Here is a 19,552-nt window from a genome sequence, read left to right as displayed (position 1 = left end):
CGGGCCCGGCGGCCTCGCCGGACGACCGGCCTCGTCGATCATGAGGTTGGCGGTACGACACGCCGGGCCGGACCGCCGCCAACCTCATGATCGACGGCACCGGGCGGGCGAGCGGTCGGGTGAGCGGGTGGGAGGCGCGGGGCCGGCGAGGGACCATGGACGGGTGAGTGAGGCGTTCGAGGAGTTGACACGGCTGGTGGCCGCCGGTGACGTGGTGGTGCTCAGCGGCGCGGGCCTGTCCACCGAGTCGGGCATCCCGGACTACCGGGGGCCCAGCGGCGCGGCCCGCCGGCACACCCCGATGACGTACCAGGAGTTCACCCGGGATCCGCTGGCGCGGCGGCGGTACTGGGCACGCAGCCACCTGGGCTGGCAGATGATCGCCCGGGCGGAGCCGAACGACGGGCACCGGGCGGTGGCCCGGTTGCAGGCGGCCGGGCTGCTCGGCGGCATCATCACCCAGAACGTCGACGGGCTGCACACCGCCGCCGGCGCCACCGGTGTGATCGAGCTGCACGGCCGCCTCGACGAGGTGACGTGCCTGGACTGCGGCAACGCCACCGGCCGCGACGAGCTGCACCGGCGCCTGTCGGAGGCGAACCCGGGATTCGACGCGCGGGTGGCGCGTGTCAACCCCGACGGCGACGTGGACCTGCCCGACGAGGCGGTGACCGGGTTCCGCACCGCCGACTGCGGCCTGTGCGGCACCGGCATGCTGAAACCGGACGTGGTGTTCTTCGGCGAGACGGTCCCCGCGCCGCGGGTCGCCGACTGTTTCGCGCTGGTCGAACGGGCCCGGGCGCTGCTGGTGCTCGGGTCGTCGTTGACGGTGATGTCGGGGCGGCGGTTCGTGCTGCGCGCGGCCCGCCACGGCATCCCGGTGGCGATCGTCAACCAGGGCGTCACCCGCGGCGACGGGTACGCGGCGCTGCGCCTGGACGCGCCGCTGGGCGCCACCCTGCGGGCGCTGGCCGACCGGTGCGCGGCGGCCCCGGCGCCGGTGTGATCAACCCCCGGGACATGAGCCGGAAACACGCCCGCTGGTAGCGTTGGGGGTGCCGGTACCACCCACGTGGGAGAGACCGTCGATTCGACGGCGCCGAAGGGGCAGATTCTCCCCGGAACCTCTCAGGCAAAAGGACCACGTGGGCAGGCGCTGTGGAGCGCGTCAGCGCGACTCAGGGGGAGGCCGACCCGTCGACCTCGCCCCCATCAAGGAGCGCAGCGCATGACCGCAGAGCAGTTCGCCGACCGGCACATCGGTCCCGGCCGCGACGACGAGCGCCGGATGCTGGAGACCGTCGGATACAGCTCCGTCGACGAGCTGATGGACGCCGCGATCCCCGAGGTGATCCGCTGGCACGGCACCCTGGACCTGCCCGCCCCGGCGAGCGAGCGGGAGGCGATCGCCGAGCTGCGCGCCCTGGCCGCCCGTAACACCGTCGCCGTGTCCATGATCGGCCTGGGTTACCACGGCACGCACACCCCGGCGGTGATCCGCCGCAACGTGCTGGAGAACCCGGCCTGGTACACCGCGTACACGCCGTACCAGCCGGAGATCAGCCAGGGCCGGCTGGAGGCGCTGCTGAACTTCCAGACCATGGTCACCGACCTGACCGGTCTGGCGACCGCGAACGCGTCGATGCTCGACGAGGGCACCGCCGCGGCCGAGGCGATGACGCTCGCCCGCCGCGCGTCCAAGAGCAAGAGCCCGGTGTACGTGGTCGACGCCGACGCGCTGCCGCAAACCATCGCGGTGATCGCCGGCCGGGCCGAGCCGCTCGGCATCGAGGTGCGCGTGCTCGACGTCGAGCGCGACGAGCTGCCGGCGGAGTTCTTCGGCCTGCACCTGCAGTACCCGGGCGCGTCCGGCGCGGTCCGTGACCACCGGGCGCTGGTCGAGGCGGCGCACGGCGCGGGCGCGCTGGTGACGGTGGCGGCGGACCTGCTGGCGTTGACGCTGCTGCGCCCGCCGGGCGAGATCGGCGCCGACATCGCCGCCGGCACCACCCAGCGGTTCGGCGTGCCGATGGGCTTCGGCGGTCCGCACGCCGGTTACCTGGCGGTGCGCTCCGGTCTGGAGCGGATGCTGCCCGGCCGGCTGGTCGGGGTGTCCCGCGACGCCGACGGCAACCCGGCGTACCGGCTGGCGTTGCAGACCCGCGAGCAGCACATCCGCCGGGAGAAGGCGACGAGCAACATCTGCACCGCCCAGGTGCTCCTCGCGGTGATGGCCGGCATGTACGCCGTCTACCACGGCCCGGACGGGCTGCGCGCGATCGCCCGGCGTACCCACGAGGCGGCGGCGCGGCTCGCGGCCGGCCTGCGCGCCGGCGGCGTCGAGGTCGCGGACGTCGCGTTCTTCGACACCGTCACCGCGACCGTGCCGGGCCGGGCCGCGCAGGTGGTGGCCGCCGCGGCCGAACGCAACGTGAACCTGCGGCTGGTCGACGCCGACCGGGTCGGCATCTCCTGCGACGAGACCACCACGCCCGCGCACCTGCAGGCGGTGTGGGCGGCGTTCGGCGTCGACGGGTTCGACGGCGACACCGACGCGGCCCTGCCGGACGGTCTGGCCCGCACGTCGGACTTCCTCACCCACCCGGTGTTCCACAGCCACCACTCGGAGACGGCGATGCTGCGCTACCTGCGCCGCCTGGCCGACTTCGACTACGCGCTGGACCGCGGCATGATCCCCCTGGGGTCGTGCACCATGAAGCTCAACGCCACCACCGAGATGGAACCGATCACCTGGCCGGAGTTCGCGCACCTGCACCCGTTCGCGCCGGACACGCAGACCGCCGGGTACCGGGAGCTGATCGCGCAGCTGGAGGGCTGGCTGGCCGAGGTCACCGGCTACGACGCGGTCAGCGTCCAGCCGAACGCCGGGTCGCAGGGCGAGCTGGCCGGGCTGCTGGCGATCCGCGCCTACCACCGGGAGCGCGGCGAGGGGCACCGCGACGTGTGCCTGATCCCGTCGTCGGCGCACGGCACCAACGCCGCGTCGGCGGTGATGGCCGGCATGCGGGTCGTGGTGGTCGGCTGCGACGCCGACGGCAACGTCGACCTGGTCGACCTCGACGCGAAGATCGACAAGCACCGGGACGCGCTCGCCGCGATCATGGTGACGTACCCGTCGACGCACGGCGTGTACGAGACCGGCATCGCCCAGCTGTGCGCGAAGGTCCACGACGCGGGCGGGCAGGTGTACGTCGACGGCGCGAACCTCAACGCGCTGGTCGGGTTCGCCAAGCCGGGCCGGTTCGGCGCGGACGTGTCGCACCTGAACCTGCACAAGACGTTCTGCATTCCGCACGGCGGCGGCGGCCCGGGCGTGGGCCCGGTGGCGGTGCGGTCGCACCTGGCGCCGTTCCTGCCCGGTGACCCCCTCGGAGCGCGCGCCGACGGGAGGCCGGCGATCGCGGCGGCCAAGCACGGGTCGGCGGGGATCCTGCCGATCCCGTGGGCGTACCTGCGGATGATGGGCGCCGACGGGCTGGCCCGCGCCACCGGCGTGGCGGTCCTCGCGGCGAACTACGTGGCGGCGCGGCTGCGGGCGCACTTCCCGGTGCTGTACGCCGGCAACAAGGGCCTGGTCGCGCACGAGTGCATCCTGGATCTGCGGTCACTGACCAAGGCGACCGGCGTGAGCGTCGACGACGTGGCGAAGCGGCTGATCGACTACGGTTTCCACGCGCCGACGATGTCGTTCCCGGTGGCCGGGACGCTGATGGTGGAGCCGACCGAGAGTGAGGACCTGGCCGAGCTGGACCGCTTCTGCGACGCGATGATCGCGATCCGGGCGGAGATCGACAAGGTCGGCTCGGGGGAGTGGCCGGCGGGGTACAACCCGCTGTCCAACGCGCCGCACACGGCGGCGATGGTGTCGGCCGACGAGTGGCCGCACCCGTACCCGCGGTCGGTGGGCGCCTACCCGGCGGGGGTGGACCGGGCGGGCCGGTACTGGCCTCCGGTGCGGCGCGTCGACGGCGCGTACGGCGACCGGAACCTGGTCTGCTCGTGTCCCGCGCCGGAGGCGTTCGAGGACTGAGCGGCGGACGCCGGGGCGGTGGGCTGTCGCCGCCCCGGCCGGTGCGCGCGCCGGTCATGACCGGCGCGTACGCTCACTGACGCTGCGTGATCGCTCAGGCGACGAGGGCGTGGCGGGCCGGACCCCGGTGCGGGGCGATGGTGCGCCCGTCGGGGAGCAGCTCACCGGTGTCCTCGAAGACGATGACACCGTTGCAGAGCAGGCTCCAGCCCTGCTCAGGGAAGCAGGCGAGGACGCGGGCGGCCTCTCGGTCGGTCGCGTCGGCGGAGGGGCAGGTGGGCTGGTGCTGACACATCGGGTTCTCCGGACTGTGGGGGCACTGTGTCATGGTTCACATGACCAGTGACGCACAGTACCAAGGAAAACTGAGCGGCAACGAGCAAGGATGCGTCTTGTTCACCCAGAATGGGCTGAACGGATGACCCGTAACCGCCCGGACGTCGTGGAAGCGCTCCCACTGGTGGAGGTCGATGCTCCCGGCGCGCCTCCCGGATGCCGCCGGCGGCTCGTCGAGACCGCCCGGCTGCACTGGTCGATCGGCGACGGCGGCGACCCTGCCGACCTGGCACAACGCTTCCTCGCCGCACACGGCGTCGACCGCGACGACCTCGCCCGGCCCGGCCACCACGACCCGGACGCCGCGGTGTGCGGTGCCGCGCTGTACCTGTCCGCCGCCGCCGGCGCGTACGCCATCGGCGTGTCGCCCGGCGCGCCGAGCCCCGCGCCGGCGCTGCCCGACCTGGTCGTGGTCGTCTACCACCACACCGACCGCCCGGCTGCGCCCCGGCCGGCGGCCCCGGCGCCGTGGCGGCTCGGGCCCTGGCGCGACAGCTGGACCCCGGCCGCGCACGCCGACGCCGTCGGCGCGGTCCGCGCCGCCATCGCCCGCGGCGACGTCTACCAGGTCAACGTCGTCGGCCACGCCGCCGCCGGCTACAGCGGCGACCCGCGCCCCGCGCTGGCCCGCCTCGCCGCGCTACCCGGCGCCCGCTACGGCGGCACCCTGCACGGCCCCGGCTGGGCGCTCGGCTGCGCCTCCCCGGAGACCCTCATCGCCGTCGAGCACGGCCGGCTGGTCACCCGCCCGATCAAGGGCACCCGCCCGGCCACCGCCGCCGGACGCCGCGACCTGCTCGCCTCGGCCAAGGAACGCGCCGAGCACGTCATGATCGTCGACCTGGAACGCAACGACCTGGCCCGGGTGGCCCGTACCGGCTCGGTGCGCGTCGACGAGCTGTTCGCCGTACGCCGCTGGTGTGACCTGTGGCAGGCGGAGTCGACGGTGTCGGCGGCGCCCGCCGACGGCCTGGGCCTGGCCGACCTGCTGCGCGCGGTGTGCCCCGGCGGGTCGGTCACCGGCGCACCCAAACACGCCGCCCTGGCCCGCATCGCCGCGCTGGAGCCCGTCGGACGCGGCGCGAGCATGGGCGCGCTCGGCTGGGTCGGCCCCGACCGCCTCGACCTGGGCCTGACCATCCGCACCGCCGCCGCCGACGGTGACCTGCTGCACCTGTGGGCCGGCGGCGGCATCACCTGGGACAGCGACCCGGCCGCCGAGGTCGCCGAGGCCGCCGCCAAGGCCGCCCCGATCCGCGCCCTGCTCGCCGGCTGACGGGCTGTCCGGCGGCTCGGCCTCCGCGGCGGCGGCCCGGGCGCTGGCGGGCGCGCGCGGCGGCTCGGGAGCTCGCGGGCCGGTGGCGGCCGCGTGCGGCGGCTCAGCCGGCGGCGGCGAAGGAGTCCAGGGCGGCGACCACGCGCTCGCTCATGCCGTGCCCGCCGCCGTGGCCGCCGGACTCCACGATCTCCAGCCGCGCGTCCGGCCAGTCCCGGGTCAGCTGCCAGGCGATGTCCGGCGGGCCGCTGACGTCCAGCCGTCCCTGCACCAGCACCCCCGGAATGCCGGCGAGGCGGCCCGCGTCGCGCAGCAGCTGCCCGTCGGGCAGGAAACCCCGGTTGGCGAAGTAGTGCGTCACCAGTCGGGTGAACCCGTACCGGAAGACCGGGTCGGCGAACCGGGGGCTCGGCGCGTAGCCGCCGGCCAGGGACACGTGCACGTCCTCCCAGTCGCACCAGTCCCGCGCCGCCTGGTCCCGCACGCCCGGGTCCGGGTCGGCGACCAGCCGGGCGTACGCGGCGGACAGGTCGCCGTCGTGGTCGGCCTCGGGCGCGCCGTCGCGGAACCGCGCCCACTCCTGCGGGAAGACCCGGCCCATGTCCCGGGTCACCCACTCGATCTCGCGGGTGGTGTTGGCGACCACGCTGAACAGCACCAGCGCGCTGACGCGATCCGGGTGCCGCTGCGCGTACGCCAGGGCAAGGGACGACCCCCACGACGCGCCGCACAGCAGCCACCTGTCGATCCCCAGGTGTACGCGCAGCGCCTCCATGTCGGCCAGCAGATGCGCGGTGGTGTTCACCGACAGGTCGGTGGCCGGATCCGACGCCGGGGGAGTGCTGCGCCCGCAGCCACGCTGGTCGAACAGCACGATCCGGTAGGCGGCCGGGTCGAACAGCCGCCGCCAGGACGCGCCCGCCCCGGAGCCGGGCCCGCCGTGCACCACGAGCGCCGGCCGCCCGTCCGGGTTGCCGCACGTCTCCCAGTACACGCGCTGCCCGTCGCCGGCGTCCAACATGCCGTGCGCGTACGGCTCGATCGGTGGATACATCAGTGGCCTCCTCGAGTCAGATACAACAGCGCTGTTACATTAGTGGACGTGACCGCCCCCGACCGCGACGCCCTCGGCACCCTGCTACGCCACGTCCTGGACGTCCTCGACGGCGACGTCGCCGCCGTCCACGACCGGCTCGGCCTCACCGACTACCGGCCCCGCTACTCACCAGTCGTGCGCGCGCTCGTCGCCGACGGCCCGCTGCCCATCCGCGACCTCGCCGCCCGCGTCGGCGTCACCCACTCCGCCGCCAGCCAGACCGTCGCCCAGATGCGCCGCGCCGGCCTCGTCGACCTGCGCCCCGGCACCGACGCCCGCCACCGCATCGTCACCCTCACCGACCGCGCCCGCGCCCTGCTGCCCGCCGTCGAAACCGAATGGGCCGCCACCACCGCCGCCGTACGCCACCTCGACACCGAACTGCCCGTGCCGCTCGCCGACGAGCTGTACGCCGTCCTCGACGCCCTGCGCCGCCGCCCCCTGCGCGACCGCATCGCCGACACCGGACTCCTCGACACCCCACCGGACACCCGGAACCGGTAAGCAACGGATAGCCTTCCGGACATGACTATGCGCCCCATCCGGATCATCGGCGACCCCGTGCTGCGCACCCCCAGCGAACCCGTCACCGCCTTCGACGCCGAACTGCGCGCCCTCGTCACCGACCTGATGGACACGCTGCTCGGCGCACCCGGCCGCGCCGGCGTCGCCGCACCCCAGATCGGCGTCAACGCCCAGGTGTTCGTCTACGACGCCGACGGCCACCGCGGCCACATGGTCAACCCCACCCTGGAGGTGTCCGACGAACTCCAGGACGACGAGGAAGGCTGCCTGTCCATCCCCGGCCTGTACTTCCCGACCCCCCGCGCGCTGCACGCCACCGTCCACGGCTACGACCAGCACGGCGAACCGCTCACCGTCACCGGCAGCGGCTTCCTCGCCCGCGCCCTGCAACACGAGACCGACCACCTGCGCGGACGCCTCTACGTCGACACCCTGCGCGGCGACACCCGCCGCCGCGCCCTGCGCGAGATCCGCGCCGGCCGATTCGACTCACCCAGCCGCGGCCGCTGACGTCAACGCGCACTCGGTGAACCCGGCCACCCGGGAGAACCCCAGCCGCTCGTACAGCCGCACCGCCGCCGCGTTGTCCGCCCGCACGTTCAACGTCACGTGATCCACCGACGCGCGCAGCCGGGCGCACAACGCCGCCACCACACCCGCACCCAGACCCCGGCCCCGCACATCCGGATGCGTCGTCACGTTCCCCAGCGCCGCCACCCGCCAGCGCGGCGAGAACACGTGCACCCCCGCCACCGCCACCAGCCGGCCCCGCTCCCGCACGCCCACGTACTGGCCCGTCTCCAGCATCCGCGCATCGAACCAGTTCCCCGGATACGCCAACGCGTACAACCCGGAAAGCTCCGCCGCGTCCGCCGGACCCAACGGCTCACCCACCGCCGGCACCGCCGCCAGCCGCCCCGGATCCGTCAGCACCATCCGGTGATGCGCCGCCGCCTCCGACACCACGAACCAGCGCGACACCACCGCCTCCAGCCCGGGGGACAGGTGCGCCCACATCCGCGCCGGGAACACCGGCGCCGCCTCCGCCAGCAACCCCGCCAGATCCGCCACCCGATCCGGCGCCGCGAACGCCAGCAACGTCGGCAACTCCACCCCGTGATACAGCAGCACCACCTGGTCGTCACGCCGGAACCACGACGTGCACGGCCAGAAGAAGTCGTCCAGATCACCCAACTGGTACGCGTGCAGCACCGGATCCCGGCCCAGCAGACCCGCCAGCACCGCCCGGTCGTGCTCCGCCCGCACCGCCACCGCGATCAGCCCGCCATCCACTGGTCGTAACCCAGCCGGGCCACCAGCGCCAGCACCACCACCAGCAGCACCACCCGCACGAACCCGGCACCCCGCCGCAACGCCATCCGCGCGCCCACCGCCGCCCCCACCACGTTGCACACCGCCATCGCCGCGCCCAACGCCCACCACACGTGCCCGGTCAACCCGAACACCACAAGCGCACCCAGATTCGTGCCCGCGTTCACGACCTTCGCCATCGCCGAGGCGTGCACGAAATCCGAACCCAGAATCGCCGTGAACGCCAGCACCAGAAACGTCCCCGTACCCGGCCCGATCAACCCGTCGTACAGGGCGATCCCCACACCGGCCACCGCCACCGCCACCACCACCCGCTTCGGGGTCCGCCGCTGCGGCGACGCCACCACACCCAGCGACGGCCGCGCCAGCACGAACACCGCCACCGCCACCAGCACCACGAGCACCACCGGCCGGTACGCGCTACCCGGCACCGCACCCGCCAACGCCGCACCCAGGCCCGCCGTCAACACCGCCAACCCGGCCGCCGGACCCGCCACCGCCCAATCCAGCTTCGTACGCCGCGCATACGTCACCGCCGCCGTCGACGTACCGAAGATCGCCGCCAGCTTGTTCGTTCCCAACGCCGTCGCCACCGGCACACCCGGCGCCGCCACCAGCAACGCCGGCAACAACAACAGACCGCCGCCACCCACCACCGCGTCCACCCACCCGGCCAGCAGGGCAGCGCTCAGCAACGTCGTCAACGACAGGGCATCCACCGCCGCATTCTGCCCACGCCACCACCAGCCACGACGCCGCCTGTGGCCAGCCTCACCGCCCCCGGCGACGCCGCAACCACACCCCCACCGACCCCACCGCCACGAACACCAGCATCGAACAGCACAACAGTTTCAGCACCCGGCAAGACTCCCACGACGACGTAGGGTGTCCAGGTGCGCCTGGCCACCTTCAACCTGCTGCACGGCCGATCCCTCACCGACGGGCTCGTCGACCCCGACCGGCTCACCGCCGCCGTCACCGACCTCGACGCCGACGTCCTCGCCCTGCAGGAAGTCGACCGCGACCAGACCCGCAGCGGCAAACTCGACCTCACCGCGGTGGCCGCCCGCGCCCTGCACGCCGACCACCACCGCTTCGCCGCCGCCGTCGTCGGCACCCCAGGCGAACAGTTCCGCCCCCTCACCCACGACGACGACGGCCACGGCGAACCCCTCTACGGCATCGGCCTCATCAGCCGCCACCCCGTCCGCTCCTGGCAGGTCACCCGGCTGCGCGCCGCCCCCGTCCGCTCACCCATCTACGCACCCGGTCCCGGCGGCGGACTCGTCCTGCTCCGCGACGAACCCCGCGTCGTTCTCGCCGCCGTCCTCGACACCCCCCACGGCCCGCTCACCGTCGCCGCCACCCACCTGTCCTTCGTGCCTGGCTGGAACGTCTGGCAGCTACGCCGCGTCGTCCGCGTCCTGCGCACCCTGCCCGCACCCCGGATCCTGCTCGGCGACCTCAACCTGCCCGCCGGGCCCGCCGCCGCGATCACCCGCTGGCAGCCCCTCGCGCGGCGCCCCACCTACCCGGCCGGACAACCCCGCGTCCAACTCGACCACATCCTCGCCGACCGGCACGCCCTCGACCGGCTACCGGCCGTCACCGCCGTCCACACCCCGCTGGCCACCATCTCCGACCACCGGCCCCTCGTCGTCGACCTCGGCTGACCACTCAGCCCAGACCACTCTGCCGCCGCGCCGCCTCCACCGCGTTACGGAACAACATCGCCACCGTCGTCGGACCCACCCCGCCCACACGCGGCGTGATCGCCCCCGCCACCTCGGCGCACGACTCGTCCACGTCCGGCAGCAGCCGCCGCCCCTCGTACCGCACCCCGCCGCCGACCACCACCGCACCCGGACGCACATGCTCCGGCCGCACGATCCCCGGCACCCCCGCCGCCGCGATCAGGATCTCCGCCCGCCGCGTGTACCGCGGCCAGTCCGCCACCCCCGTGTGCACCACCGTCACCGCCGCGTTCGCCGTCGGCCGCTTCTGCGCCAGCAACATCGCCAACGGCCGCCCCAACGTCGCACCCCGGCCCAGAATCACCACCTCCCGGCCCGCCACCGGCACACCATGGAACGCCAGCAACGCCTCGATCCCCGCCGGCGTACACGGCAACGGACCCGGCAACCCCAACGCCAGCCGGCCCATGTTCACCGGGTGCATCCCGTCCACGTCCTTGTCCGGATCCAGCACCGCCAACGCCCGGTCGTAGTCCAGATGATCCGGAATCGGATACTGCACCAGCACCCCGTGCACCGTGGCGTCCGCGTTGAAATCCGCCAGCACCGCATGCAGATCCGCCTGCGACGCCGACGCCGGCAGATGCACGTGCGGCGACGCGAAACCCAGCTCCGCCGCCTGACGCTGCTTGATCCGGATGTAACCCGCGCTCGCGTCGTCGTCACCCACCAGCACCGTTGCCAGCGCCGGCGTCACCCCCGCCGCACACAGCTCCGCCACCGACGCGGCGACCTCCGACAACACCCGCTCCGCCACCGGAGCACCCGGCAACAACCGCGCAGAAGACATACGACACCTCGCCCGCGGAGGCCCAGGCGGTCGACCCCCACGACGAGCTCCCCGATGGTTCACCCATCCCCGTGCCGCCAGTCGCGTTCCCCCTCAGCCTGCCACAGCCTCCGCCGCCACCGCATCCACCACCGCCTGCCACCCCGGCAACGCCGCCAGCACCGCGTCCGCCCGCCGCCGCCGATCCGCCGCCGACGCCACCCCCAGGTCCGCCAGCACCGCCCCGAACGCCCGCTCCCGCTCCGGCGCCACCGCTCCCAACACCACATGACACCGCGCGTACGTCACCAGCACCCAGAACATCGCCTCCCGATGCCGGCCCGCCGCGATCAGCTCAGCCGCACCGTCGAACACCACCGGCCGGCCCGCCGCACCCAGATCCGCCCCGAACGCGAACCCCTCCCGCGGCAACCGCGACGCCTCGTCGAACACCACCGCCAGCCCGTCCAGGTGCTCCCGCACCCGCGACGCGTCCACACCCGCCCCGCCACCGTCGAGCGTGTCCAGCAACCCCGCATACCGATCCGCGAACCCGAACCGCGACAACACCCGATCCGCCCGCACGTACCGCCGCCGCACCGTCGGATCCGCCAGCCCCGCCACCGCCGGCCACACCGCCAGCAACGAGGTCGGAAACACCCACGCCAGCACCTGCTCCGCCACCGGCGCCGAACCGCCCACCGCCCCCAGCCCGCCCTCGATCCGCCGCCGCACACCCGCACACCGCGCCCGCACCCACACCGGATCCGCGAACCCCGCCGCCACCCGCTCCCGCACCGCACCCAGCCGGCCCGACGGATCCGCGATCACCCCATCGGTACGGAACATCGGCGCGAACACCCACGACCCCAGCACATCCTCCGGGCCGCCCAACTCCTCCCACGTGACCGTGCTGACCTCCAGCAGCACCCCCCGGTGCACGAACTTGCCCACCTTCACACCGGGCTCCCGGCGCACCAGCAACACGTCCACGTCCGACCACACCGGCAGCAGCGCGTCGCCCGGCAACCCCACAGTCGACCCGCTGAACAACGCCCCCTCGATCGACGGATCCGCCCGCATCCGCTCCCGCACCCACCCGACCGCCACCGCACGCGCCGCATCCACCCGCATCCGGCCGATCCTGCCAGCGCACCACCCCTCGCGCCGACCGTCCCGCCGCGGCGCCAACCCCGACAACGCCCGATTGGTACGGTTCGCCGCCACCGCCGCCCGCTGCTGACCCGCCGTCACCTCGATGTACGTCTGCGACGACGCCAACGACGCATGCCCCAGCAACCGCATGATCTCCGCCGCGCTCGCCCCGTCCTCCGCCAGCCGCGTCGCGAACGTGTGCCGCAACGCGTGCAACCGCGCACCCCGCGGCACCCGGTCACCGATGCCCGCCCGCCGGTAACACGACTCCACCAGGTACTGCAGACCGCCCCGCCGCAACGCCTCACCCTGACGGTCCACCAGCAACGGCGAGTCCGGCCGCACACTGCGCGTCCCGAACCGGTGCCGCCGGCTGTCCAGGTAACCCGCCAGCACCCGGTCCACGGCGTCGTCGATCGGCACCGTACGCGGCCGCCCGCCCTTACCCGCCACGTCCACCCGCCGCTCGCCGTCGCGCCCGGCCACCGACGACACCCGCAGCGCCAGCAGCTCCGACAGCCGCAATCCCGCGCACAACGCCAGCGCCAGCACCGCCAGGTCGCGCTCCGGCCACGGATCGCGCTGCCGGCCCTCCGCGCGCGCCACCGCCGACAGCAGCTCCTCCGGGGTGTCCTCGCCCCGCAACGGCTTGGGCCGGGGGAGAGGCGTGCGGGGCCGCCCCACCGCCGGCATCGGATTTCCCGGTACGACACCCTCGGCCACCAGGAACGTGAAGAAGCTGTTCCATGTCGACCAGGCGCGGTGGACCGACGCGGCGGCGCGGGGAGCGGCGAACCGCGCGAACGCCGCGCGCATCACGCGGGGGGAGAGGGCGCTGACCGCCAGCCGGTCCAGGGGGAGGGGAGTGGTGTCACCGTCCGCCGCGACCAGCTCGGCCACCGTGGTCAGATCCCTGCGGTACGCGGCCAGGGTGTGCGGGGAGGGCTTCCGGGTGGCCCGGGCGGTCAGGAACTCCTCGATCAGAGCACTTACCGTTTCGTCCGGTTTGTCATGCATAAGGGATATTATGCATGATTCTCGCGTTCCCGCCAGAAGTGGCCGCCGGGGGAGAGTGGCCCAATCCCGCCTTCGAGTCGACGCGCCCGTTCGGTGTCAGCAAGAGGGAGGTGGGGACCCCAATGCGGGCGGTCGCGCAGACAGTGCCCGGACCAGCGTCGACCCGGCACCCAGTCACAGCGCAACCGCCACCGGGGCAGGTGCGGGTCAGGCACCCTCCGCCCGCCTCGCCGGCTCGCCCGACCCGTCGATCATGAAGTTGGCGGTGACAAAGTGGACGCCGACTGCCGCCAACCTCATGATCGACGAGGCGTGGGGGCGTGCGAGAGGCGTGCCGGCCGCGGTGCGCGTGACCGAGCCCGACGCGTGGTTCGTGCTGCGACAGCGCTACGAGCACGCCAGCGGCTCGACGTCGCCGACCGGCCACACGTCGGTCCGGATGTCCCTGCGCCGACGGCATGCGTTCACCGCGGTCGGCGGTCGCACGCTCCGGGTGCGCCCGGGGAGGCCCTCACACGGGTTACTTGACATAATGTGCATTATCGAACCTGGACGCCGGAGGGGCTCAGGAGGGCTTGGCGTCCTCGTCCGCGGCGCTGAGAGCGTCCGATATCGCTTTGAGGACGTCGTCCAGCCGGGGCTCGCCGTCTCCGGCCGGCGCTGCGGGCCGTCGTCGCGCGAGTGCCGCGTCGACCTCTGCCTTGAGCGCCTGCCGCTGCGACGCGTCGCCCGAGTCGAGCGCCTTCTGCGCTCGCGGCATCAGCTCGGCCAACACGTTCAGCCCATCCAGGTCCGGCGGGGTGCCCGGCGCGTCGTGCCGGTGCGGAACTTGCTGCCGCGCGTCGGTGAAGCGGCTTCCCCCGAAGTGGGCCAGGGCGGCTGCCACCTCACCCGGCGGCTGCCGCACCTGGTCGAGATGGATGAGCACCAGAGCCGGCCGGCCGTCGACGGGGCTGCGGCCGGTGAGCCTGCGGTCGATGGTCGATGCGGTGGCCGGCACCAGCACTACCGATGCGGCTCTCTGTTTCCGGCCACCGGACGGCAGCGGCTGGTCGAGGACGACCGAGTCGATCTCGGCCCACGCCACCAGCCGGTTGAGCCCGGCGACGCGCAGGTCCAGTCCGTCGGCTCCGATGCGGAACCGGAACGGCCTGAGCTGGTAGGCGACGAACACGCCGGCCGCCAGCAGCCAGAGAAGGACGAGAACCCACCTCACGGTTGACGAGGGCGTCAGGTACAGCAGCGGGGCCACGCCGACGGCGAAGATCGCGAGGCCGCTCCACAGCGTCTGTCGGGTCTTGTGCAGCTCCATGCCGGACCTCATCCCTTGTGGCCGGTGACGGGAAGGGCCCTACATGGTGGCACGGGCGCGGTGTTCTGGTGATCATCCGAACGTCCCGGCGCGGTTCGGAGGAACAGAACCGGCGCCTCTCCCCTCCTCCCCCTCCCGGGCGTCCTCGACCGGCCGCAGGTCCGGCATGGCGCGCGCGGCGGGCACGGTGGTCAGGCGCCGACGTAGTCGGCGAGGTGTTCGCCGGTGAGCGTGGAGCGGGCGGCGACGAGGTCGGCCGGGGTGCCCTCGTAGACGATCCGTCCGCCGTCGTGCCCGGCGCCGGGACCGAGGTCGATGATCCAGTCGGCGTGTGCCATGACGGCCTGGTGGTGCTCGATGACGATGACGGACTTCCCCGCGTCGACGAGCCGGTCGAGCAGGCCGAGCAGCTGGGCCACGTCGGCCAGGTGCAGGCCGGTGGTGGGCTCGTCCAGGACGTACACGCCGCCCTTGTCCCCCATCCGGGTGGCGAGCTTGAGACGTTGCCGTTCCCCGCCGGACAGCGTGGTCAGCGGCTGACCGAGCGTGAGGTAGCCGAGGCCGACGTCGGCGAGCCGGTCGAGGATGGTGTGGGCGGCCGGGGTGCGGGCCTCGCCGTCGCTGAAGAACGTCTCGGCCTCGTTGACGGACATGGCGAGGACCTCGCTGATGTCTCGGCCGCCGAGGCGGTATTCGAGGACGGCCGGCTGGAAGCGCTTGCCCTCGCAGTCCTCGCAGGTGCTGGCGACGCCGGCCATCATGCCGAGGTCGGTGTAGATGACGCCGGCGCCGTTGCAGGTCGGGCAGGCGCCTTCGGAGTTGGCGCTGAACAGGGCGGGTTTCACGCCGTTGGCCTTGGCGAAGGCCTTGCGGATGGGGTCGAGCAGGCCGGTGTAGGTGGCCGGGTTGCTGCGGCGGGAGCCGCGGATGGCGGTCTGGTCGACGCTGACGACGTCCTCTCGCTTGGCCAGTGAGCCGTGGATGAGGCTGCTCTTGCCGGAGCCGGCGACGCCGGTGACCACGACCAGGACACCGAGGGGGATGTCGACGTCGACGTCGCGCAGGTTGTGGGTGCGGGCGCCGCGGATCGGCAGGGCGCCGGTGGGCGTACGCAGCTTGTCCTTGAGGGTGGCGCGGTCGTCGAGGTGGCGGCCGGTGGTGGTGTCGCTGGCGCGCAGCCCGGCGACGGTGCCTTCGTAGCAGATGGTGCCGCCGGCGGTGCCCGCGCCGGGGCCGAGGTCGACGACGTGGTCGGCGATCGCGATGGTCTCGGGTTTGTGTTCGACGACCAGGACGGTGTTGCCCTTGTCGCGCAGCTGCAGCAGGAGGTTGTTCATGCGGGCGATGTCGTGCGGGTGCAGCCCGATGGTGGGTTCGTCGAAGACGTACGTGACGTCGGTGAGGGACGAGCCGAGGTGGCGGATCATCTTGGTGCGCTGGGCCTCGCCGCCGGAGAGGGTGCCGGCGGGGCGGTCGAGGCTGAGGTAGCCGAGGCCGATCTCGACGAAGGAGTCGAGGGTGTCCCCCAGTGCCTTGAGCAGCGGGCCGACGGAGGGTTCGTGCAGGTCGCGTACCCAGGTGGCGAGGTCGCTGATCTGCATGGCGCAGGCGTCGGCGATGTTGATGCCGTTGATCTTCGAGGAGCGGGCTTCCGGGGCCAGGCGGGTGCCGTCGCAGTCGGGGCAGGTGGTGAACGTGACGGCGCGTTCCACGAAGGCGCGGATGTGCGGCTGCATGGCGTCGACGTCCTTGGCGAGCATCGACTTCTGGATGGCCGGGATGAGGCCGGTGTAGGTGACGTTGATGCCGTCGACCTTGATCTTGGTGGGTTCCTTGTGGAGCAGGTCGCTCAGCTCGCGCTTGGTGTAGTCGCGGATGGGCTTGTCCGGGTCGAACAGGCCGCTGGAGCGGAAGATGCGGCCGTACCAGCCGTCCATGCTGTAGCCGGGGATGGTGATGGCGCCCTCGTTGAGCGACAGCTTCTCGTCGTAGAGGACGGTGAGGTCGAAGTCGGTGACGGCGCCGCGGCCCTCGCAGCGGGAGCACATGCCGCCGAGGCGGTTGAAGGTGCCCTTCTGGGTCTGGGTCTTGCCGGGGCCGCGGTCGACGGTGATGGCGCCGGCGGCGCGGACGGAGGGGACGTTGAACGAGTAGGCGTTGGGCGGGCCGATGTGGGGGTCGCCGAGGCGGCTGAACAGGATGCGCAGCATCGCGTTGACGTCGGTGGCGGTGCCGACGGTGGAGCGGGGGTCGGCGCCCATGCGTTCCTGGTCGACGATGATGGCGGTGGTGAGGCCTTCGAGGACGTCGACCTCGGGACGGGACAGGGTGGGCATGAAGCCCTGGACGAAGGCGCTGTAGGTCTCGTTGATGAGGCGCTGGGACTCGGCGGCGATGGTGCCGAAGACCAGCGAGCTCTTGCCGGAGCCGGACACGCCGGTGAAGACGGTGAGGCGGCGTTTGGGTATTTCGACGTCGACGTTGCGCAGGTTGTTCTCGCGGGCGCCGTGGACGCGGATGACGTCGTGGCTGTCGGCGTGGTGCAGGCCGGTGGTGGCCTTGCTCATGGTGTCTCCGTCCGGTGTTGCGGGTGTCAGTCGAGCCAGCGGCCGTCGCGCATCAGGGTGCGGCCGGGCAGCTCGTCGGCTTCGCGCCAGGCCTGGATGCGGCGTGGCGTGACGCGGTACCAGCGGTAGGGCGTGGTCAGGGTACGGGGATCGAAGCCGGTCCGGGTGGCGAAGCGGTCCCCTCGTTCGGTGGGCAGGGCGTCGATGGCGAGGGTTTCCACGTCGCCGTCGATCATGGTGACGTCGCGGGTGGGGCCGATGCCGATGCGGACGCGGCCGGTGGCGAGGTTACGGCCGGTGGGGCTGTCGGCCGGGGTGGCGACCAGCAGCGTGTCGCCGTCCCAGTCGAACGACAGCGGCACGAGGTACGGGGTGCCGTCGGGGTCGGCGGTGGCGACCCAGCAGTCGACGTCGTGGTCGAGGCGGTGGGTGGTGTCCTTGCGGCGCTGGGCGCGGGGGCGGGGTGCGTCGGTCATGGTTCAGCGCAGCTCGTTGATGCGGATGAGGTTGCCGGTGGGGTCGCGGAAGGCGCAGTCGCGGACGCCGTAGGGCTGTTCGGTGGGTTCCTGCACGACGTCGGCGCCGCTTGCCTGGAGGCGGTCGAACAGGCTGTCGAGGTCGTCGGTGGCGAGGGTGAGCGCGCCGTAGCTGCCCTTGGCGATGAGTTCGAGGATGGTGCGGCGTTCGTCGTCGGTGATGCCGGGGTCGGCGGCCGGCGGGTGCAGGACGATGCTGGTCCCGGGCTGGTCGGGTGGGCCGACGGTGAGCCAGCGCATGTCCTGGTAGCCGACGTCGTTGCGCAGTTCGAAGCCGAGGACGTCGCGGTAGAAGGCGAGGGCGTCGTCGGCGCCTGTGTGTGGCAGGAACGCGTAGTGGATGGTGATCGTCATGGTGGTCACGCTAACGGTGGGCGGCCAGGGCGGGCTTCTCGATTTCTGATCGGTCGGCTGGCCTGCTTGATGAGGCACGGGGGTGGTTCGGCGGTGTCGGGCACGTGGCGGGCGCGGTAGGCGCTGGGTGGTTCGCCGACGAGTTCGGTGAAGCGGGTGCTGAAGGTGCCCAGGGACTGGCAGCCGACGGCGAAGCAGACATCGGTGACGCTGAGGTCGCCGCGGCGCAGCAGGGCCATGGCGCGTTCGATGCGGCGGGTCATCAGGTACGCGTACGGGGACTCGCCGTAGGTCTGGCGGAACTGGCGGCTGAGGTGCCCGGCGGACATGTGTTCGCCGCGGGCGAGGGCTTCGACGTCGAGGGGTTTGGCGTATTCGCGGTCGATGCGGTCGCGGACGCGGCGCAGCCGGGTCAGGTCGCGCAGGCGCTGGGCGAACGCGGGGTCGTCGGTGACCGGGTCCGGTGGCACGTCCGCATCTTGCCTGCTCGCCGGTGGGGTCGTCCACCTGTTCGAGCGGCGAGTCGCCGCCGGGTGCACCCGGCGGCGTCGCGGCGACGGCGGGTGCACCCGGACCGGGGTCAGCGCAGCCGGCGGGCGGTGAAGCGGGTGGGCGGGTCGGCGATGGCGTCCTGGGTGGCGACGAGTTGCAGTTCGCGGGTGCCGGCTTCGAGGGTCGCCTCGAGTACCGCGTAGATCGAGTTGGTGGTGCGTTCCAGCGCGGTCGGGGGTGAGCCGGTGGTGGCGAGGTGGGCGAGGTAGAGCGCGGCGGTGACGTCGCCGCCGCCGTTGGGGGCGATGGGCAGCAGCGGGGTGGTGACGGCCCAGGCGCCGTCGTCGGAGACGGCGATGACTTCCAGGTGCCCGGCGGGCAGGTCGCCGTGCAGGACGCTGGTGACCAGGACGTGGCGGGGGCCGGTGGCGCGCACGGTGTCGACGGCGGCGAGCAGGTCGTCCAGGGTGTCGGTGGTGCGGCCGGCGAGGAACTCCAGCTCGAACTGGTTGGGGGTGACGATGTCGGCGTGCGGGACGACGGTGTCGCGCAGGTACTCGGGGATGCCGGGGCGGACGAACATGCCGCGGCCGACGTCGCCCATGACCGGGTCGCAGCAGTAGACGGCGGCCGGGTTGGCGGCCTTGACCTGGGCGACGGCGTCGAGGATGACGGCGCCGACGGCGGGGTCGCCCTGGTAGCCGGAGAGCACGGCGTCGGCGGTGCCGAGCACCCCGCGGTCGGCGATGCCGGCGATGACGTCGGCGACGTCGGTGGGGGCGAGCAGGGGGCCGCGCCAGGCGCCGTAGCCGGTGTGGTTGGAGAAGTGCACGGTCAGTACCGGCCAGACCTCGTGTCGGAGGCGTTGCAGCGGGAACACGGCGGCGGAGTTGCCGACGTGGCCGTAGGCGACCGACGACTGGATGGACAGGATCTTCACCCGGTCATCGTCGCATCTCCCGGTGTGGTGACGGGTAGTC

17 protein-coding genes, 1 pseudogene and 2 riboswitches are annotated in these 19,552 nt (G+C 73.1%); of the genes and pseudogenes, 6 read left to right on the top strand and 12 right to left on the bottom strand.

The window, feature by feature from the left end:
* Positions 1–163 precede the first annotated feature (163 nt).
* Together ACQP26_RS15820 and gcvP are read left to right on the top strand one after the other, a co-directional pair.
* The gene (locus ACQP26_RS15820) at positions 164–1,006 is read left to right on the top strand and encodes an NAD-dependent protein deacetylase (RefSeq protein WP_269706071.1); all 843 of its coding nucleotides are present in this window, start codon (positions 164–166) and stop codon (positions 1,004–1,006) included.
* A gap of 57 nt (positions 1,007–1,063) precedes the next feature.
* Positions 1,064–1,154, top strand: a riboswitch (glycine riboswitch).
* 74 nt (positions 1,155–1,228) lie between these two features.
* Positions 1,229–4,051 carry an aminomethyl-transferring glycine dehydrogenase gene (gene gcvP / locus ACQP26_RS15815; RefSeq protein WP_433493214.1) on the top strand — a complete coding sequence of 941 codons (2,823 nt, stop codon included), beginning with the start codon at positions 1,229–1,231 and terminating at the stop codon, positions 4,049–4,051.
* Between the two features lie 94 nt (positions 4,052–4,145).
* On the opposite strand, the gene ACQP26_RS15810 is transcribed toward gcvP, so the two are convergent.
* Positions 4,146–4,346: a DUF5999 family protein gene (locus tag ACQP26_RS15810; RefSeq protein WP_013286363.1), complete on the bottom strand. Its 201-nt coding sequence runs from the start codon at positions 4,344–4,346 to the stop codon at positions 4,146–4,148.
* A 123-nt stretch (positions 4,347–4,469) separates the two neighbouring features.
* Between ACQP26_RS15810 and ACQP26_RS15805 the strand changes: the two genes are divergently transcribed.
* Positions 4,470–5,663: a chorismate-binding protein gene (locus tag ACQP26_RS15805; protein WP_433493213.1), complete on the top strand. Its 1,194-nt coding sequence runs from the start codon at positions 4,470–4,472 to the stop codon at positions 5,661–5,663.
* 103 nt (positions 5,664–5,766) lie between these two features.
* Here the strand turns inward: ACQP26_RS15805 and pip are convergent, their stop codons facing one another.
* Entirely contained in the window at positions 5,767–6,717 is a 951-nt protein-coding gene (gene pip, locus ACQP26_RS15800; RefSeq protein WP_433493212.1) for a prolyl aminopeptidase, read from the bottom strand.
* A gap of 48 nt (positions 6,718–6,765) precedes the next feature.
* Here pip and ACQP26_RS15795 point away from each other — a divergent pair, with 48 nt between their 5' ends.
* Positions 6,766–7,263 carry a MarR family winged helix-turn-helix transcriptional regulator gene (locus ACQP26_RS15795; protein ID WP_433493211.1) on the top strand — a complete coding sequence of 166 codons (498 nt, stop codon included), beginning with the start codon at positions 6,766–6,768 and terminating at the stop codon, positions 7,261–7,263.
* Positions 7,264–7,284: 21 nt separating this feature from the next.
* Complete coding sequence (gene def / locus ACQP26_RS15790; RefSeq protein ID WP_281577821.1) at positions 7,285–7,794, top strand: peptide deformylase; 510 nt, start codon at positions 7,285–7,287, stop codon at positions 7,792–7,794.
* Here def and ACQP26_RS15785 read toward each other — a convergent pair.
* Both ACQP26_RS15785 and ACQP26_RS15780 read right to left on the bottom strand, forming a co-directional pair.
* Positions 7,774–8,577: a GNAT family N-acetyltransferase gene (locus ACQP26_RS15785; RefSeq protein WP_433493210.1), complete on the bottom strand. Its 804-nt coding sequence runs from the start codon at positions 8,575–8,577 to the stop codon at positions 7,774–7,776. The two genes, def and ACQP26_RS15785, sit on opposite strands and share 21 nt — an antisense overlap.
* Positions 8,562–9,281 (bottom strand): sulfite exporter TauE/SafE family protein, encoded by a 720-nt coding sequence (locus ACQP26_RS15780; RefSeq protein WP_433496149.1) that lies wholly within the window; start codon positions 9,279–9,281, stop codon positions 8,562–8,564. Before ACQP26_RS15780 ends, ACQP26_RS15785 begins: the two co-directional genes overlap by 16 nt.
* A 228-nt stretch (positions 9,282–9,509) precedes the next feature.
* Here ACQP26_RS15780 and ACQP26_RS15775 point away from each other — a divergent pair, with 228 nt between their 5' ends.
* Complete coding sequence (locus ACQP26_RS15775; protein WP_269706085.1) at positions 9,510–10,289, top strand: endonuclease/exonuclease/phosphatase family protein; 780 nt, start codon at positions 9,510–9,512, stop codon at positions 10,287–10,289.
* Positions 10,290–10,293: 4 nt separating this feature from the next.
* Here the strand turns inward: ACQP26_RS15775 and ACQP26_RS15770 are convergent, their stop codons facing one another.
* The 8 genes and pseudogenes from ACQP26_RS15770 to pdxY all read right to left on the bottom strand — a co-directional run bounded on the left by ACQP26_RS15770 (position 10,294) and on the right by pdxY (position 19,512).
* Positions 10,294–11,160 (bottom strand): bifunctional 5,10-methylenetetrahydrofolate dehydrogenase/5,10-methenyltetrahydrofolate cyclohydrolase, encoded by an 867-nt coding sequence (locus ACQP26_RS15770; protein ID WP_433493209.1) that lies wholly within the window; start codon positions 11,158–11,160, stop codon positions 10,294–10,296.
* 13 nt (positions 11,161–11,173) lie between these two features.
* A riboswitch (ZMP/ZTP riboswitch) is annotated at positions 11,174–11,255 on the bottom strand.
* 1,072 nt (positions 11,256–12,327) lie between these two features.
* Positions 12,328–13,311, bottom strand: a pseudogene (locus tag ACQP26_RS15765) (tyrosine-type recombinase/integrase); the annotation flags it as partial.
* A 565-nt stretch (positions 13,312–13,876) separates the two neighbouring features.
* Entirely contained in the window at positions 13,877–14,623 is a 747-nt protein-coding gene (locus tag ACQP26_RS15760) for a hypothetical protein (RefSeq protein WP_433493208.1), read from the bottom strand.
* Positions 14,624–14,814: 191 nt separating this feature from the next.
* Complete coding sequence (locus ACQP26_RS15755; protein ID WP_269706094.1) at positions 14,815–17,190, bottom strand: excinuclease ABC subunit UvrA; 2,376 nt, start codon at positions 17,188–17,190, stop codon at positions 14,815–14,817.
* Positions 17,191–17,216: 26 nt separating this feature from the next.
* Complete coding sequence (locus ACQP26_RS15750; RefSeq protein ID WP_269706096.1) at positions 17,217–17,666, bottom strand: pyridoxamine 5'-phosphate oxidase family protein; 450 nt, start codon at positions 17,664–17,666, stop codon at positions 17,217–17,219.
* Between the two features lie 3 nt (positions 17,667–17,669).
* On the bottom strand, positions 17,670–18,080 hold the full coding sequence (locus ACQP26_RS15745) for a VOC family protein (protein WP_269706099.1): 411 nt from the start codon (positions 18,078–18,080) through the stop codon (positions 17,670–17,672).
* 5 nt (positions 18,081–18,085) lie between these two features.
* Entirely contained in the window at positions 18,086–18,550 is a 465-nt protein-coding gene (locus tag ACQP26_RS15740; protein ID WP_269706102.1) for a helix-turn-helix transcriptional regulator, read from the bottom strand.
* Positions 18,551–18,660: 110 nt separating this feature from the next.
* Positions 18,661–19,512 (bottom strand): pyridoxal kinase PdxY, encoded by an 852-nt coding sequence (pdxY, locus tag ACQP26_RS15735; RefSeq protein WP_433493207.1) that lies wholly within the window; start codon positions 19,510–19,512, stop codon positions 18,661–18,663.
* Positions 19,513–19,552 lie beyond the last annotated feature (40 nt).

Origin of the sequence: Micromonospora sp. CA-248089, assembly GCF_050948515.1 — a bacterium.
GTDB lineage: Bacteria > Actinomycetota > Actinomycetes > Mycobacteriales > Micromonosporaceae > Micromonospora.
The sequence above is the reverse complement of the archived record's forward strand: the minus strand, read 5'-3'. Positions and strand labels throughout refer to the sequence as shown.